The organism is Arcanobacterium bovis (assembly GCF_004331995.1).
GTDB classification, from domain to species: Bacteria; Actinomycetota; Actinomycetes; order Actinomycetales; family Actinomycetaceae; genus Arcanobacterium_A; species Arcanobacterium_A bovis.
In genome coordinates this window covers 45013-60042 of the sequence record NZ_SJDT01000001.1, presented here as the reverse complement: position 1 = coordinate 60042, position 15030 = coordinate 45013, and the positions used below count along the sequence as shown (strand labels likewise).

The window sequence follows — 15030 nt, the reverse complement described above, 5'->3', positions numbered from 1 at the left end:
GCATGAATAACGAGCGGCGAGACGCGGTGGAAGATGTGCAGAGTGAAACGATCCGAGAAGAGTTGCACAGCGAAACGGCGCACACTACACAGAGCACTGTCGTTAGTAGCGGCAAGGAGAATCATGTGAACGAAACTCCGCAAGCTCCGCAGAAAGCGAAAGTGCGTCGTCGTATGCCGACGATCAAACTCCGCACCGTAACCAGTATGTTGGCCGTACTCGGTGTGGGCGCTGCGCTCGGAGTTGGCGTGCTCAATGCTCCAGAAGTGAAGCAGCAGGCAAAAAGTATACAACTCGTTGCGCCGCAAGGTGGCACACAAGCCATGGCCTGCACGGATGGGCTTCATCCTGCCATCTCTGGTGGAACCAGTATTGGTAACGTCGATCAACAGATCGCCGGTTGGGCTGGCATGATGTATCAGCCCAATATCGACGGAGATCCAATTCCTGCGCTCACCTGGAAATCCTTTGGCGGCGAATCGCTTGGATTTACGAAAAATCTGCTGGCTCAGGCGCAGATACCGGTAAACACCTTGGGAGTGCGGGCGCTTAATGGTTCGGTGCTCGTGGAGCGCACCAGCGAAGAAATCGGTGATCTGATGGGATCGTCGATGCATCGAGCTAATGCGGGTGATTTGCGAGGTCTTGCCTCTAATCCGTGCCAGTGGGCGCAAAATTCGGCGTGGCTGGTGGGCTCAAATACGCAAATCGGCACCTCGAATCGACTGGCAATTGCGAATCCTGGCACGCATCCAATTCAGGTCAATGTGGAGGCATACACCTCGGTTGGGCGCGCTGAGCTGGGAGCAAATAAGTATATCAATGTGGCGCCTGGATCAACGAAAAGCCTCGCACTTGATGGAATTGTGCCGGCAGATCCACGTATCGCTCTGCGACTGAGCACTGATTCAGGCAAATTTGTTGCTTCGTTACAGTCTTTGCAGCTTGAAGGCTATAAGCCGAAGGGCGTTGATTTTATCAAGTCCGGTAACTCTGGGCGCACCGTATTTATCAACGGGCTCTATCTGCCACCGGGTAAGTCTGGCCCAGATGTCGTGGCAGATACTCGGCTTTCCCAGCAGTCAGATTTGGTAGATCCACACGTTAAAGGCTCAATACGGGTGGTTAATGCCGAAAAATCGGTGCGAACCGTCAAGATTAAAACGGTTGGCGCCCATGGAGAAATAAATACTCTCCCTGGTGGTGAAAGCGTCACGATTGCGCCGGAAGCAACTCTCGATCTCACATTGGATGGCATGAAAGCGGGAGATCATTCCCTGATTGTGGAAGCCGACGGCGAAATCTCGGCCGGTGCACGTGTGGCATACGTTGCTGATTCGGGTGAGACTGACGTGTCTTGGCTGGCGCCGCAACGTCCATTCAACAATGGCGGTGCTGCTGTGGGGTTTGCTAGTGGGCGGTTGATTATCACGGCAGATTCTGCCACCACCGTAACCTGGACTGCGTATAAGGAAGACGGCGTGCGGATCAGTTCTGCTGATGTGGAAGTTTCGGGCGTAACACCAGTTGGACTGCCAGATGGCACTGCCTATGTAACGTTGTCGTCCAGTGATCCGGTTTATGCCTCAGTTGCTGCTTCGATAGATATTAACGGCGCGAAGGGTATCGATTGGATCCCGATTACCTCGAATACTTTTGATTCGAGTTCAGTGCGGGTGCGCGTGCAAAACTAATTATTGCATCGAGATCATCGGTTGTGTTGTGTATTGGGAGGGAAAATCCCTTCTGAATATGCAAGTTAATTATCGCTTGGTTTGCTGCCTAATTACCGCTTGAACTGCTGAGGATTTACCGTCTGCTTCGCGCGGCTATTAATTGCGTGGACGGAAGCCGCGCCCTCAATTGATGAGGTAGTCAATATCCTCGGGATCTTCACCCAATGCGGTAGCGATGTGATTTGTTACTACTTGATGGATGAAGAGCCGCGGATGTGGTTGTTTGCGAGCAGCTTCCAAAATAGGCATTCGATAAAACAAAATTCGTGCGCGCACTTTAGACGGACGCTCGAAGGGCAGGACGCGCCCGAGCGGAACGCCGTCTTCCCACGGAGCGGGATCATTTTGCGGCACGTCCAATACGGCGAAATCGTAACGCTCTAGTTTCTTCCCGAGGTGACGATGGTAGGTTCCGATATCCCAGGCAATAATGTCGTCGAAAATGTCAGCGCGGGTGCGCCACGCAGGTGCCGACGGCGGTATCACAGGCCCGCGAAAGCCGCGGCCGTGGCGGTCGCGTCGTTTTGCTTGGCTACGAGATGGGAGATTCATCAAATCCACGAGTCTATCGTATCCATTTTCTCGATCCGCGCTGCAGCGAAACCAGAAAATGAGAGTGTATGAGGGCACACAGCCGGATTTCTCCGAACAACTGGCATTGGAGTGCTATGTTACGAACATGAGTCATATCCGTCATTGTTCACGTAGGAACTGCCAAGAGCCGGCAGTAGCGACCATGACGTATAGCTACCGCGATGCCACCACAGTAGTGGGACCGCTCGCGCCCGTGCCGCAACCAGGAGCTTTTGATCTCTGTGCTGATCATGCGCTCTCGGTGACAGTGCCGATGGGGTGGCAGCTCGTTAGACTCATTACTGAATTTGAGCCGGTAGAGCCATCGACTGATGATCTCACCGCGTTGGCCGATGCCATCCGCGCCGCCTCGAAAAAAGACGTTCCGCCGCCGCAGCCTGCACGGCGTGAAGTTGCACGTCCCGCCGTCGATCTTAATAGGGCACCACGCCCGCGCCCCAAATTTACGGTGGTAGAAGGCGGAGCAGCTGAATCGCAGCAGCCGCGCGAAGATACCACGGCGAGCGACCAATCCGCCTTGCGTGCTATCGAGGACTCACAAGACCAGCGGAGCTGAGGTAACGCATTGAACAGCGCTTGATGAGTAGTCTGATGAGTAGTCGCGTAAGTTGCCACTCTAAAGCGCTAGCGTTTTCTCAGCTATTGCACTGAAAATGGGATTCTCGATAGGGAATCGGTCAATCGCGCACGCCGGTTCCGAGTTGCATTAGCGCGCGAATATTCGACGCCGTGGCGCACAGTCACGAAGGCCGCAATGAATTCTTCTGGATCCGTTCCCCATGGTGGCGGCGGTGAAACATATTTTTCGGTGGCGGCCGCCAGCACTCGTGCCTGCTCAGCTCGCGCACGAGGATCTAATTTCGCAATTGATCTAAAATGATTTGAGATATTCAGAATCAGCCCACTTGGTGCTTCACGAGTCTGAACCACTTCCGCCCAAGCTTGTAGACGTGGGGAAACCCCAAGATTATGATCTGTTTTTCTGCCTTTTGGCCAGCGCACTACGTATGTGCCCGCCGCCATATCACCAAGTCGTTGCGCGCGGTTGTTAAACAACATCACGATTGACCCAATGGCATAGCCGCAGATCCAGCATTCAACCACAGAAAGGGCGCTACGGATAAAAGACTGACGCAAGGTGATCGAACCGCCGTCGGTACGAACCACACGCGTGCGGGTGGCGAGGCGTCCGAGTGACGAACCGCGAGTAAGCCCACACAAAAGAGCAGGAATGATCCATGTCCAAGAGGCGATTGTGAGGATCACAAGCGTGCGCGAGGTAGCAAAAGACAAGGATAACTGCCATTGACTCAGCACGTAAATGCAGTAGACCATACAGACACCGTAGGTGAGCGCGTCAATTGCGGCAGAAGCTAGGCGAGTGACGACGGTCGTCGAGGGCATCTCTAAGGCGACTGCCTCACCAGTAATGATCTCTTCGCCAAAATACCCTTGTTTCTTCAAGAGTTCTGAACTGGTGTTGTTTCTGCGCATACCTCAAGTTTACCCAGAAATTGCTTTAACGTGGGAGAGTTACGAATTAGCTTTTAGGTGCGAAATTCTCGCCTTTTGGTTATGAAATATGGCAAAGTGGGAGAGTGGACTCATTAGCATTTGCCAAGACGCATCAAGAGTCGTGGGATCGGCTCGATTATCTTTCCCGACGCCGCGTACTCAGTGGCCGCGAAAGCGACGAGTTTGCTCAGCTCTATCAGAAGACTGCTGGTGACTTGGCTGTTTTGCGTTCGAATGCTCCGGATCCGGATTTGATCTTGAATCTGTCGGCGATCCTAGGTCGAGCGCGTTCGAGACTCACAGGCACAACGTTTTCGCCGGTCAAAGCAGTGACTACTTGGTTTACCATTACGCTCCCGCTTGCTTTTTATCGGATTCGCTGGTGGAGTGCAGCAGTGTCGCTAGCTTGTGTGGCGTTATTTATGGCGGTGCTAGTGACGTTTATTTTTAATCCGCACTTATTGACAAACGTCGGTTCAGAAGAAACACTCAAGAACTACGCGAATAATGCGTTCCAAGCGTATTACGTGGAGTATTCGAATTCGGATTTTACGGCGATGGTGTGGACAAACAACGCTTGGATAGCACTGCAGTGTGTAGCTGGTGGAGTTACCGGCATATTTCCGCTTTTTGTGTTGTTCCAAAATTCGACTCAGGTAGGGCAAGCTGGTGGAATTCTCTATCACTACGGATCAATTGGAGAATTTTTCCAGCTCATTCTGCCACATGGGCAACTCGAATTATGTGCAATTTTCGTAGCGGGAGCTGCTGGCTTAAAGATATTTTGGGCATGGGTTCGCCCGGGGCGCAGGCCTCGAAGCGAAGCCTTGGCCGCTGAAGGTCGCCAAACTATGCTAGTTGGATTCGGGCTAATTATCGTGTTATTTATTTCAGGTTTAATCGAAGGCTTCGTTACGCCCTCGCATCTACCGTGGGGCCTAAAAATCGCGATTGGTTCTCTTGCTTTGATTGGCTTTTGGGCGTGGGTACTATACTTTGGACGCCGCGCCACCAAGCGTGGATTTAGTGCCGATCAGTCCGTCAAAGACGTAGGCTGGTCTATTGCTTATAGCTAGACACTGCGAACTGAGGGCAAACCCCTCGGTTCCGTCGTTTTAAGCTGCTGACTTGCAACTTCAAGGTATGGTGTGCGGAATTAGCTTGCGGCTTCGCGGCTGAAGTGGATACCGCGCTTTAGAGTTTGCCGCGCGCCTTCAAGTCGATGTAGCAATCGGCAATACGCGGAGGAAGCGACTGTTCAGAACCGGTGACGATCACAGCACCAAGACGTTTTAATTCTTGAAGTATTGCTTCGTTTTCCAGCGTTGTTCGTGCCTGGCTCGCCTTATCGAAGATTGCTTCAGATATTGGTTGTTCGTTCGCTGTGTTCACCGACGATACTGTTGCTCCTCTTGAAACGTCAGCGGTTGTGTGGCGACCGACAGACTGAACGGCGTCGTTGCTGGAACCAGTTGCATTGCTGGGATCGGTTGCGTCTGTGAGCGTTCCAATCACCACTCGGTGACGTTTTGCGATCTGTGGTAATACGTCGAAGAGGCCGTCAGAGATTGTGCTTAATCCAGTGGACGTAAGCACAACTACCAGGGCGCTTTGGCTCGTCAGTGCCTCAATAGTTTGTTTGCCCAATGCCCAGTCGGTAGCAGCGAGGGTGGGTTCCACATCGGCGAGTGCCTGTGCGAATTGGTTGATAACCTGGGTTCGATCACGTGCGATGGAACGTCCGTGGACGGCGTCGTCGAGAGCAAAAATACTCACGCGATCGCCAGCGCGGGAAGCTAAAGCACTCAGCAAGAGCGAACTCTCTATGAAAGTATCGAAAGCCGGATATTCTCCGTATCGCATCGCACCTGCTCGTCCGCTATCAAGCACCACCACAATCTGGCGATCTCGTTCTGGACGCCATGTGCGAACCACCGTGTGCCCCAAGCGCGCTGAAGATCGCCAGTCAATGGCTCGAACGTCGTCGCCTGCCACGTATTCACGCAGGGAATCGAACTCCGTGCCTTGCCCGCGTACTAGCAGCAACGCGCGTCCTTCTATCTCACGCAGTCGCACCAATCGCGATGGCAGATGCTTGCGTGCGATAAAGGGCGGCAGCACACGCAGATCCCAAGCGCTCGAGAACTCCTTTTGCCTGCCTCCTAAGCCGATTGGTCCGATGGTACGAATCGTTACGTGCTCAGATTTCAACGTTCCACGTCGTTTTGGCGTGAACAATGCTTCGACCACGTATTTTTCCATCGGAGCGAGCGAAAATTTATGCACGTCAGTGGAAAGTCCTGCCGACGGTGGCCAAGCATTTCGTATCTCACCACGCATCTTGCTATTGGAAGCGTTGCATAAAATGAGCTTCTCGGTGATCGTTTCGCCCGTGGAGGTTGAATCCTTGGCTTCACGTTCAACGAGGAGTGACTTCGGCGCAGGAGCAAAAAGCGCGTCTGCGATGCACAAGACGAGCAAGAATCCGTGGAAAACAAGCAATACTGTGAAACTGTTAGTCACAAGCGCCAGCAGAATCCCAAATAGCGAGGCATACCACGCAGTCGAACGAATATACATCAGCGCGGCACCGGAACCGTATTGAGTATGGATGCTACAACTTGCTGAGCATTAAGACCATCAAGTTCGGCATCGGCATGAAGTGCAACGCGATGTGCGAGCGTGGGTACAGCGAGAGCTTTCACGTCGTCGGGAGTCACGAACATACGTCCATTGAGCCAAGCCCAAGCTCGCGACACAGCCAAGAGCGCAGTAGCGCCACGTGGGGAAACGCCGAGATTGATCGCGGGCGATTCGCGCGTGGCTCGTACCAAGTCCACGATGTAGTCGATGATTGCCGGATGAACTTCCACCGAACGCACCTGTTTGCGCGCCGCGAGAACGTCGTCCACGCCGGCGACTTTTTTAATATTGGCGGTGGAAATATCGGCCGGGTTGAAATCGTGTGCGTGGCGATTGAGCATTTCGACTTCCACGGCTCGCGGCGGAAGCGGCATCACAACCTTGAGGAGGAAGCGATCGAGTTGCGCCTCTGGCAGCGAATATGTTCCCTCATATTCAATCGGGTTTTGGGTAGCCACAACTGTGAATGGCACGGGTAGCGCTCGCGGCTCACCGTCAACACTCACTTGGTGCTCAGCCATCGCTTCCAAAAGTGCGGCTTGGGTCTTTGGGGGTGTGCGGTTCACTTCGTCAGCTAGCAAAATATTGGTGAACACTGGACCAGGTCGGAATACAAATTCGCTGGACTGGCTCGAATAGATCAAGGATCCAGTCAGATCACCTGGCATGAGGTCTGGGGTGAACTGCACTCGTTTGTTATCGAATTGGAGTGCGGTCGAAAGTGCCTTGACAAGCAGAGTTTTTGCAGTTCCTGGAACGCCTTCCAGCAACACGTGCCCATCGGCGAGCAAGGCGATAAGAATTGCAGATACGGCTTCGTCTTGCCCGACAACCGCCTTGCCGATTTCGGTGCGGAGGGCTGAAAATTTTTGCACAAGCTCAGCGGCGGGAACATTGGCGCTCTGAGCTGGTGATGCATTGTGTACTGGTGGAAGCTTCGTGGCATCAGTGTTCATGAGAAATTTCCTTTGTTAATTCATTGAGATCTTCATTGAGACGGCGCAAATCGCGTTCTGAGCGGATTTGCCGGGTGTAAAGCATATCTGCAAGCTCGTTCGGGGTGCGTTGTGAGGCAGCAGCGAAGGCGGCCACGACGTCGTCGCGAGACGAATACCGATGCAAACCGTAGCGTGACGCAAGGTTCTGAATTGTGGCAGCACGTAGCACGGAAGCGGCGTAGGCATAGTCCTTACCGCGTGCATAGAGGCGTGCTCGTCCCGCTTGAGTTTCTCCAATAGGTACGACGACGGGCATGGTTTCTGGCACGAGGCGTCCGAAGCGTCGTAGCTGTGTGGCAACCAGCCATAGACCACTTAGCAGCGCAGCAATTGCGCCGTAGGTCAACCAATCAGGGAGTGCGGATTTGATGTGCGAGTCGTTTTTAAACTCAAAGCTGGAATAGCCTTCGATCCACGCGAGCTTTGGCTGAGATCCGAGGATATGCATTGCGAATGCAGCATTCCCGCGTTCATCAAGGAACTGATTGGTGAGAATATCAGGGGCGCCAAAGAAGGAAATCTTCGGATTTTTTGGCGCGGTTGCCCACACAGCTTCGTTCCCAATCATGAAACAAGAGTCCGACGGTGGATTTCCGATTGTGGTTGTGGTGGGTCCGATTTGATCGGCAATTTTTGCGGCGTTATCCTCACAATCGGCAACCACGCTCCGTGAGGATCGCAGGCTCAAATCGCCTTGAAATCCCCACGGAGTTGGATCAAACACGCCACTAGCGCCAAGTACGATAATGCGCGCATCTGCCTCAACCATGAGGGATATATCGTCGTTGCTGATCTCCACTGGGTTGGTCACCAGCACAGTTGTTTGTGAATCAATGTGCTGCAGTTGCTTTGCGGTGCGCACGTGTTCAACTGTGATGCCTTCGTTTTTAAGAAGAGCAGCTATAGCGGCCGAGCCGTTTTTGGCAGTTGAGTCGGGAGAATAGGGGCGATTGTCGTTCGAAGAAACGAGAAAAATATTCGCGATTACTGCCACGAGCGCCGCTCCCACAAGGACCGCAGCGAGTAACCTCCGCGTCTTGCTCTCTGAACGTGAGAGCTGCTTTATTGGCTTGGTATCAAGGGAAGTGCGGGCGTTCATCGGATCACCAGCTCCGTGCGATTCGACAACGCTTTATGTGCTGGCAGTGCCACCACAATATCCATCAACCGACACGACAGCGCAATTGCGTCGTTCGTGGCAGTGAAGTGTGCGTAATACACTTTGTTGAACCACTGGGCGTTTTCAAAGAATAACTGTTCGTGGCCCAGAATTGTGCTCGCATCACGAGCAGCTTCGGTTGCAGTCATTCCTGGCTTGATACGCAGGTAGCGTTTCTCTTCTAAGTGGCGTATCACGCCGCGGAATCGTTCGACGACGGCGAGGTTGAGGTCTCGAGCATGGAGGGCGGCGTCGGCAGCAGCAAAGAGCTGAGCAGACGTGCGCTCATCGTCGAATAGGGCATGGTGTGGGGAAACAGAATTAGAGGTGCCGGCTGCTTTGACGCGCGAACGTCGAGCATAGCGAACCAGGAGGAAAACTACCGTAGCTAGCAGTATAACTATTAACCCAATGATCAAGATGTCGGATATTTGCAATCCATTAACGCCATCAGAAAATGTTCGAGAAAATAACTTACTTAACCACTCAAGAAATTGTTGAATCAGCGAATCAGCATGCTGATACTTCGTCTTCGCTAGTTCTTCCTCGGCAAGTTTCCGCGCTGTATCAGCATCGGGAACAGCCGGCACCTCAAAAATCATCTACCAGTAACTTCCATAAGTAGTTGTTGGTGGAAGTTCTCGCGCCGGAACCGCATATTCAAGTAGACCGTATTGACGAGTGCTGATGTGAACGGAATGATCAACGCAGAACTAATCACAACAGAAATTATAGTCGAGATGATGGTCGAAACAACCGGTAAGCTCGACGTCGTCGAAAAGCTTGGAATCAAAAGCGCAAAGATCACAGCTATGACGAGCGCGACTGCAAGTGCGAAGAAAGCCGTTACTGCTACTAAACCAAGAATGTGGAAAAAAGACTTTCGGGTGAGGTTCCACGACCGTGCGATGGCAGCAAATGGCCCAATTCCTTCAATCACGATCGCTGAGGTGGTGAGCATGAGTCGGATTGAAAATGCTACTACTACCAGTGCAAACGCCAGGATCATAATAAGTAAGAAGATCGCAATTCCACCCGTGAAATTATTGGGATTACCGTAAGGCGCAGCCGAAGCAATAACACCTCCGATGATTATGATAAACACCAAGTATGCGGCAAAGAAGGCAAGGCCAAGAATGATCGAGGCGCCCACTAAACGGAAGAAATTTTTCCAGAATTTGTAGGCAACAAGCTTGAAGGTTTCGCCGAGAGTGAGCTTCTTGCCACGTACGGACGCGAGCGATACTCGCGCTCCAGCAATGGTAACAAGCGAGTGTTGTAGCAGACCGAGGAATCCGGAAATCATCACAAGTGGAATAATTATCGCGGCAAAATTTTGCAAATCAATCCGCAAAGATCCACCCGCTATATCTCCTTTGAAAATCGAATTGATAATCGTGGTTTCGGACACTCCAGCAAATAGCGCACTACTGAGAATCGAGAAGATAAATCCGATGATAACGGGGAATACGATAAAGGCAACTGGATTGAATTTAATGAGCCTAAATACCGCGTCGAGTGACTCTCCTACGCTCAGCGGATGGAGTGGAATAACAGTGCGCCAACCAGATGAAAACTGCGTGGCGCGATCGTCGGCGACACCGAATTGTCCATTTTGCTCGTAGCCTGCACTTTGCCCATAGGCGCTGGGCTGAGCAGGGGACTGCGATGAAAAAGCATTTGGTGCCGGTGGTATATTTGCTGAAAACGGGCTGTTTGGTGCACTTGCTGTATATGGTGAGCTCGGTTGCCATGACGTTGGTTGATTTTGTGCAGACCCCTCGTTGGGCGGCACAGGATTCGAATTTTCGTCCATTTATTCTCCTAATTTAGTGATATCTCGTTTCCTGTTTACATATTAACGTACGGGTCGGGCCAAAAATGCTTGCTTCCATAAACAAAACCGAAAAAAACTAAACTTTTGCACCACTTTTTACAAAACAATTTGCACAACATTAGTGTCGATCTATTTGCTGTATATCTCGGCGTATTGGTACTAAGCAATAAACTCCCACGTCTTTACATGGCAAATGCGGCATATTTGTGGAGCAACTTCGCTATGTTTGTGGCACAAGCGATACAACAATCAAGTCTGAGTACATGATTTTTTTTCGCGGGTCATGAGAACATATAGGTATGAACGCGCGAATTCTTGTTGTAGACGACGATCCTGGCATCTCCGAGATGGTTGCCATTCTTTTGGAATCAGAAGGATACGATGTGACCGTCTGTGCTAATGGCCTTAATGTTTTGCCACTCTTTCGAGCTGAACGTCCTGAGCTCATCTTGCTCGACGTTATGCTTCCGGGACTCGACGGCGTATCAGTCTGTCACCAGTTACGTGAAGAATCGGATGTTCCGATCATCATGATGAGTGCCAAAACGGACTCGGTAGACGTTATTGCTGGTCTTGAAGCGGGTGCGGACGATTACGTCACTAAACCTTTCGACAACTCGATCTTGCTTGCGCGCGTCAAGGCACGCCTGCGTCGTCAGGAACCAGAATCAGAAGTGATTACGGTGGCAGATTTGTCGATTGATCTCACAGCGCACGAAGTCAAACGCGGTGAGGAGATCTTGCATCTAACGCCACTTGAATTTGAGCTTCTTACGGTGCTTGCTCGCAAGCCTTTCCAGGTGTTTTCCCGCGATGAGCTGCTCGAAATTGTCTGGGGTTATCGTCACTCTGCCGATACGCGGCTGGTGAATGTTCATATTCAGCGCCTGCGTGCCAAGGTGGAAAAAGACCCAGAAAACCCTGAGGTAGTTCTCACGGTACGCGGCGTCGGATATCGGGCGGGAGCTGGCCGGGAGTGACAGCTCCGCTTGACGAGGAAACCGAATCTGCTCAAGGGACGAGTGCTGGGCACCGTATTTTTGAGCGGCTTTCCCATGCGATTGATCAGATACAAGTAGTCTGGGCGTCGTCACTGCGTGCGCGGCTCATTGCATTCATTTTGGTGGGCGGAATCGTTGGCGTTGGTCTGACCTCGATCATCATCACTACTCAAATTCGTTCAGCGGTATTTAATCAAGCTGCTCAGTCAAGTATTAAGCAGTTCACGAGCGAGGCAGGAATCGCACAGGAGCGTTTTTCTGCCTCGGCATCGCCGACGACGGGGCAAGCACAGCAAGTTGCTAACCAGCTAGTGTCTTCGATGTACGATCCTTCGCGTGGTCTGGTTGGAGCGGTGTTGCTTCGAACCGTCGATCAAGCCGCTACGCCTGCTCAAATCATTGAGCCTGCAACGGCTTCGGCCACCAAGGTGCGCTTGTTAGTCTCGCGTGACCTGCGCAATGAGGTGAGCACGTCAGGGAAGATCGCCTGGCAGTCGGTGGCTGTGCCAAAGGAGAATGGCGGCGATATTCCGGCAATTGTGGTGGGAACCTCGATTCAGATTCCCAATTCAGGAAGCTATGAGCTGTACGCGGTTTATTCCTTAGAAAGTCAGCAAGAGCTGCTCACAACCACGAATAAAGTACTCTCTATCGCGGCAATTGCGATGCTCACCATGGTTCTTTTCTTTACCGTTTTGGTGTTGCGAATGCTCTTGCGGCCAATTCAGGAAGTGTCGAAAAACGCGCGTCAGCTCTCTGAAGGCGAATTTGATACGCGTATGAAGGTCAAGGGCACGGACGAATTCGCCGATCTTGCTCTGTCGTTCAATCAGATGGCTTCTTCGCTTGAACATCAGTTTAATAGGCTCGAACGCATGTCGGAGCTGCAAACTAACTTTGTTTCCGCCGTCTCCCACGAATTGCGCTCACCTGTTACCACGATTCGTATGGCTGGCCAGCTAATTTACGACAAGCGTGAGGAACTGTCGAGCTCGCTCAAGCGAAGCGCGGAACTGCAGCATGCCCAGCTTATCAATCTCGATACCATGCTCACCGATCTGCTTGAGATTTCGCGTTACGACGCCGGTGCCATGACTCTCGCGACGGAACCAACGGATCTGCGCGACATCGTCAATCACGTTATTGACATTGCCCAGCCGCTTGCGCACGACAACGGCATCGACGTTATTTTTACTGCCGACGGCGATACTGTTGCGGAAGTAGAGGCGCGTCGCGTTGAACGTATCGTACGTAACCTAGTGGTTAATGCTCTTGAACACGCTGATGGAGCGCCAGTATTTGTTCACGTGCGGGGCACTGAGAGTGCGGTCGCAGTCTCCGTCGTCGATTATGGTGTGGGTCTTACCCCAGAGCAGGCAGAACACGTTTTTGACCGTTTCTGGCGTGCCGATAGCTCACGCGTGCGCAAAACGGGTGGCACTGGCCTTGGATTGACGATTGCTCGGGAAGATGCGCTGCTACATGGTGGCTTACTTGAGGCTGCGGGCGAGCTGGGTGTCGGATCGATGTTTTTGCTTACCCTTCCTAAGACGCCGGGGCAAACTTTCGTCAAGCCGATTGAATTGCTTGCTCCTGAGCCTGCTGTGGCGCTATTACCAGAGGAAACGTCGGCAGAGAGCGAGGAAAGCCGTGAATCGTAAGCTAATGTCGATGATCGCGTTACTCGCTGTGGTACTAAGTGCGTGTAGTGCTGGTTTGCCGCGTAGTGGCAATGTCAATGTTGTTGAAGATGCTGTTCGGCCGAACGGTGGAATTGTGCTTGACCCGAAAGGGCCGACGCCGGGTGCATCCCCAGAAGAACTTGTGGATGGGTTTTTGCGTGCTTCTTCGGTGGGAAACTCAGACGATTTCGTTGTTGCGCGTCAATTTTTGACGCCCGAAGCTGCTGCTCGTTGGAATCCAATGAGCATAGTTCGAGTCTATCCAGATAGTCAGAGCAGGGAATACACCAGCACTGGCACGGGAGCTATTCGCGTTTCAGTCGGTGCGCTTGGCGCAGTTGACGCCGAAGGGCGTTACACGTCGTCGCCGGTAGATTCGATTATTTCGAACGAATTTACTTTGATGCGCAACCGTGATGGAGAGTGGCGGATTGCTGTGCTCGACGACGGTATTTCGATGCCGCAATCCTTATTTACTTCGCTGTATGTAAAAGCTCCCTTGTATTTCTTGACGCCAAACAACATCGCTTTGGTGCCTGATCTGCGCTGGTATCCGCGTCAGCAAGTCGTATCTGCTCTTGTAAAAGGTCTGGTTAAGGGGCCATCGCCGTGGCTGAGCCCAGCAGTTCATAGTGCAATTCCGGTGGACGTGAATGCGGATAACGTCGTCGTGTCGACGGAAGATTCTACGGCGCGCATCGAGCTTTCTGCCTCGGTTGCTTCACTTACTGAGGCGCAGCGCGCATTGATCGAAACGCAGTTCTTCCGTACATTGACTGCTACGGGCCTGGTGCAACAGGTTGAACTCACCTCGGGTGGTTCTAGTTTGGCAGTGGGAACGCGTCTCGATTTGCCGGCGTATCCTTTTGCAGCTGCACCGATTGTTGCCTTAGCGGATGGACTTCCAGCACAGATTGTGGATGGCAAGCCGCGTTTGCTCAGTCAGTCCGAATCATTGCGCGCGATGGGATTGAGTAATCTCGCCGTTGCGTACTCGGATCAAGTGCAAACTGCGGCGGCGCTATCGCACAACAAAACGCAATTACAGAGTCTCGATTTCGCTCGAGATCGAGTAACGATGATTACGGCTGGTCAACAATTGATTCCGCCGAGTTTTGATTCGTATTCGTGGGTATGGTCGGGTGAAGCACAATCTCGTGGCGAGCTGGTTGCTTATAATACGAACACCGGCGCCGCGGTCAAACTACATCTCGACGAGGTAGCAAATTCCCGAATCCGCTTGATATCGGTATCGCGGGAGGGCACCCGTATGATCATTGTTTATGATCGCGACGGCGCCAACCTCGCCTCCGTTGTCGCTATTGTGCGTGATTCAGCTGGTGTGCCCACAGCTTTTGGCGATCCGCTCCATATTGTGCAGCGCTTGAAAGATATTGTTGACGTTGCGTGGATTAGCGAATTGAAGTTTGCGCTACTTGCTCAAGGCCCTGATCAGGCGGCACACGGGCTCTATATCGGAGAACTGGGTGGTCCGTCTTCACACGTCACCGCCATCGATGGTGCCGTTGAACTTACCGCAGGTCGTGGGCGAGATTCGATTATTCTGCTCGATAGCTCAGGCACGCTCTACGAATACTTATCTGGGGTGTGGCGACTTTTCGCTCAGGGATATAAATCCCCAGCTCTTCCTGGGTGATATGGCGGCGTGACGGTACTGCGATGCCATAGGTATCGCCGGGCTGAGGGTATTGTGGGGCTAAGGGTATTGCCTTTGACGGGTAATATCGCGTTTGGTTCGTGTGACCGTATACAGAGAATGTATGTCTCCACAGCAAGTCGAAATGCTAACTCTTTCCACAAGAATTGCCGCAATCTATCTTGCCGACAGATGATGGGTGCATGCT

13 protein-coding genes are annotated in these 15030 nt (G+C 52.3%); 6 read left to right on the top strand and 7 right to left on the bottom strand.

What is annotated here, in order from left to right; genetic code table 11:
• The first annotated feature begins 2 nt into the window (after window positions 1-2).
• Complete coding sequence (locus tag EZJ44_RS00330; RefSeq protein ID WP_131278992.1) at window positions 3-1694, top strand: DUF5719 family protein; 1692 nt, start codon at window positions 3-5, stop codon at window positions 1692-1694.
• 165 nt (window positions 1695-1859) lie between these two features.
• On the opposite strand, the gene EZJ44_RS00325 is transcribed toward EZJ44_RS00330, so the two are convergent.
• Complete coding sequence (locus EZJ44_RS00325) at window positions 1860-2288, bottom strand: metallopeptidase family protein (RefSeq protein WP_131278990.1); 429 nt, start codon at window positions 2286-2288, stop codon at window positions 1860-1862.
• Window positions 2289-2415: 127 nt separating this feature from the next.
• On the opposite strand from EZJ44_RS00325, the gene EZJ44_RS00320 reads away from it, so the two are divergent.
• Complete coding sequence (locus EZJ44_RS00320; protein WP_131278988.1) at window positions 2416-2886, top strand: DUF3499 domain-containing protein; 471 nt, start codon at window positions 2416-2418, stop codon at window positions 2884-2886.
• 83 nt (window positions 2887-2969) lie between these two features.
• Here EZJ44_RS00320 and EZJ44_RS00315 read toward each other — a convergent pair whose 3' ends face one another.
• Window positions 2970-3824 (bottom strand): RDD family protein, encoded by an 855-nt coding sequence (locus EZJ44_RS00315; protein WP_131278986.1) that lies wholly within the window; start codon window positions 3822-3824, stop codon window positions 2970-2972.
• Window positions 3825-3928: 104 nt separating this feature from the next.
• On the opposite strand from EZJ44_RS00315, the gene EZJ44_RS00310 reads away from it, so the two are divergent.
• Window positions 3929-4921 (top strand): stage II sporulation protein M, encoded by a 993-nt coding sequence (locus EZJ44_RS00310; RefSeq protein ID WP_131278984.1) that lies wholly within the window; start codon window positions 3929-3931, stop codon window positions 4919-4921.
• A gap of 118 nt (window positions 4922-5039) precedes the next feature.
• Here the strand turns inward: EZJ44_RS00310 and EZJ44_RS00305 are convergent, their stop codons facing one another.
• The 5 genes from EZJ44_RS00305 to EZJ44_RS00285 are packed head-to-tail and all read right to left on the bottom strand — an operon-like array spanning window position 5040 to window position 10461.
• Complete coding sequence (locus EZJ44_RS00305; RefSeq protein ID WP_165496046.1) at window positions 5040-6368, bottom strand: DUF58 domain-containing protein; 1329 nt, start codon at window positions 6366-6368, stop codon at window positions 5040-5042.
• Between the two features lie 56 nt (window positions 6369-6424).
• Window positions 6425-7444: an AAA family ATPase gene (locus tag EZJ44_RS00300; protein ID WP_131278980.1), complete on the bottom strand. Its 1020-nt coding sequence runs from the start codon at window positions 7442-7444 to the stop codon at window positions 6425-6427.
• Window positions 7434-8585 carry a DUF4350 domain-containing protein gene (locus EZJ44_RS00295; RefSeq protein ID WP_131278978.1) on the bottom strand — a complete coding sequence of 384 codons (1152 nt, stop codon included), beginning with the start codon at window positions 8583-8585 and terminating at the stop codon, window positions 7434-7436. The genes EZJ44_RS00300 and EZJ44_RS00295 overlap by 11 nt, the downstream gene beginning before the upstream one ends.
• Entirely contained in the window at window positions 8582-9247 is a 666-nt protein-coding gene (locus tag EZJ44_RS00290) for a DUF4129 domain-containing protein (RefSeq protein WP_131278976.1), read from the bottom strand. The genes EZJ44_RS00295 and EZJ44_RS00290 overlap by 4 nt, the downstream gene beginning before the upstream one ends.
• The gene (locus EZJ44_RS00285; protein ID WP_131278974.1) at window positions 9244-10461 is read right to left on the bottom strand and encodes a DUF7847 domain-containing protein; all 1218 of its coding nucleotides are present in this window, start codon (window positions 10459-10461) and stop codon (window positions 9244-9246) included. Before EZJ44_RS00285 ends, EZJ44_RS00290 begins: the two co-directional genes overlap by 4 nt.
• A gap of 320 nt (window positions 10462-10781) precedes the next feature.
• On the opposite strand from EZJ44_RS00285, the gene mtrA reads away from it, so the two are divergent.
• From mtrA to EZJ44_RS00270, 3 genes are read left to right on the top strand one after another with little or no spacing between them, the layout of a single operon-like run.
• Window positions 10782-11462: an MtrAB system response regulator MtrA gene (gene mtrA, locus EZJ44_RS00280; protein WP_131278972.1), complete on the top strand. Its 681-nt coding sequence runs from the start codon at window positions 10782-10784 to the stop codon at window positions 11460-11462.
• Window positions 11459-13144 carry an MtrAB system histidine kinase MtrB gene (gene mtrB / locus EZJ44_RS00275; RefSeq protein ID WP_131278970.1) on the top strand — a complete coding sequence of 562 codons (1686 nt, stop codon included), beginning with the start codon at window positions 11459-11461 and terminating at the stop codon, window positions 13142-13144. The genes mtrA and mtrB overlap by 4 nt, the downstream gene beginning before the upstream one ends.
• Window positions 13134-14822 (top strand): LpqB family beta-propeller domain-containing protein, encoded by a 1689-nt coding sequence (locus EZJ44_RS00270; RefSeq protein WP_165496045.1) that lies wholly within the window; start codon window positions 13134-13136, stop codon window positions 14820-14822. The genes mtrB and EZJ44_RS00270 overlap by 11 nt, the downstream gene beginning before the upstream one ends.
• Window positions 14823-15030 lie beyond the last annotated feature (208 nt).

Coding starts and splice junctions, on each gene's coding strand:
- mtrA (WP_131278972.1), top strand. CDS start 10,782: ATGAACGCGCGAATTCTTGTTGTAGACGACGATCCTGGCATCTCCGAG.
- EZJ44_RS00315 (WP_131278986.1), bottom strand. CDS start 3,824: ATGCGCAGAAACAACACCAGTTCAGAACTCTTGAAGAAACAAGGGTAT.
- EZJ44_RS00320 (WP_131278988.1), top strand. CDS start 2,416: ATGAGTCATATCCGTCATTGTTCACGTAGGAACTGCCAAGAGCCGGCA.
- EZJ44_RS00285 (WP_131278974.1), bottom strand. CDS start 10,461: ATGGACGAAAATTCGAATCCTGTGCCGCCCAACGAGGGGTCTGCACAA.
- EZJ44_RS00300 (WP_131278980.1), bottom strand. CDS start 7,444: ATGAACACTGATGCCACGAAGCTTCCACCAGTACACAATGCATCACCA.
- EZJ44_RS00330 (WP_131278992.1), top strand. CDS start 3: ATGAATAACGAGCGGCGAGACGCGGTGGAAGATGTGCAGAGTGAAACG.
- EZJ44_RS00295 (WP_131278978.1), bottom strand. CDS start 8,585: ATGAACGCCCGCACTTCCCTTGATACCAAGCCAATAAAGCAGCTCTCA.
- EZJ44_RS00325 (WP_131278990.1), bottom strand. CDS start 2,288: ATGAATCTCCCATCTCGTAGCCAAGCAAAACGACGCGACCGCCACGGC.
- EZJ44_RS00290 (WP_131278976.1), bottom strand. CDS start 9,247: ATGATTTTTGAGGTGCCGGCTGTTCCCGATGCTGATACAGCGCGGAAA.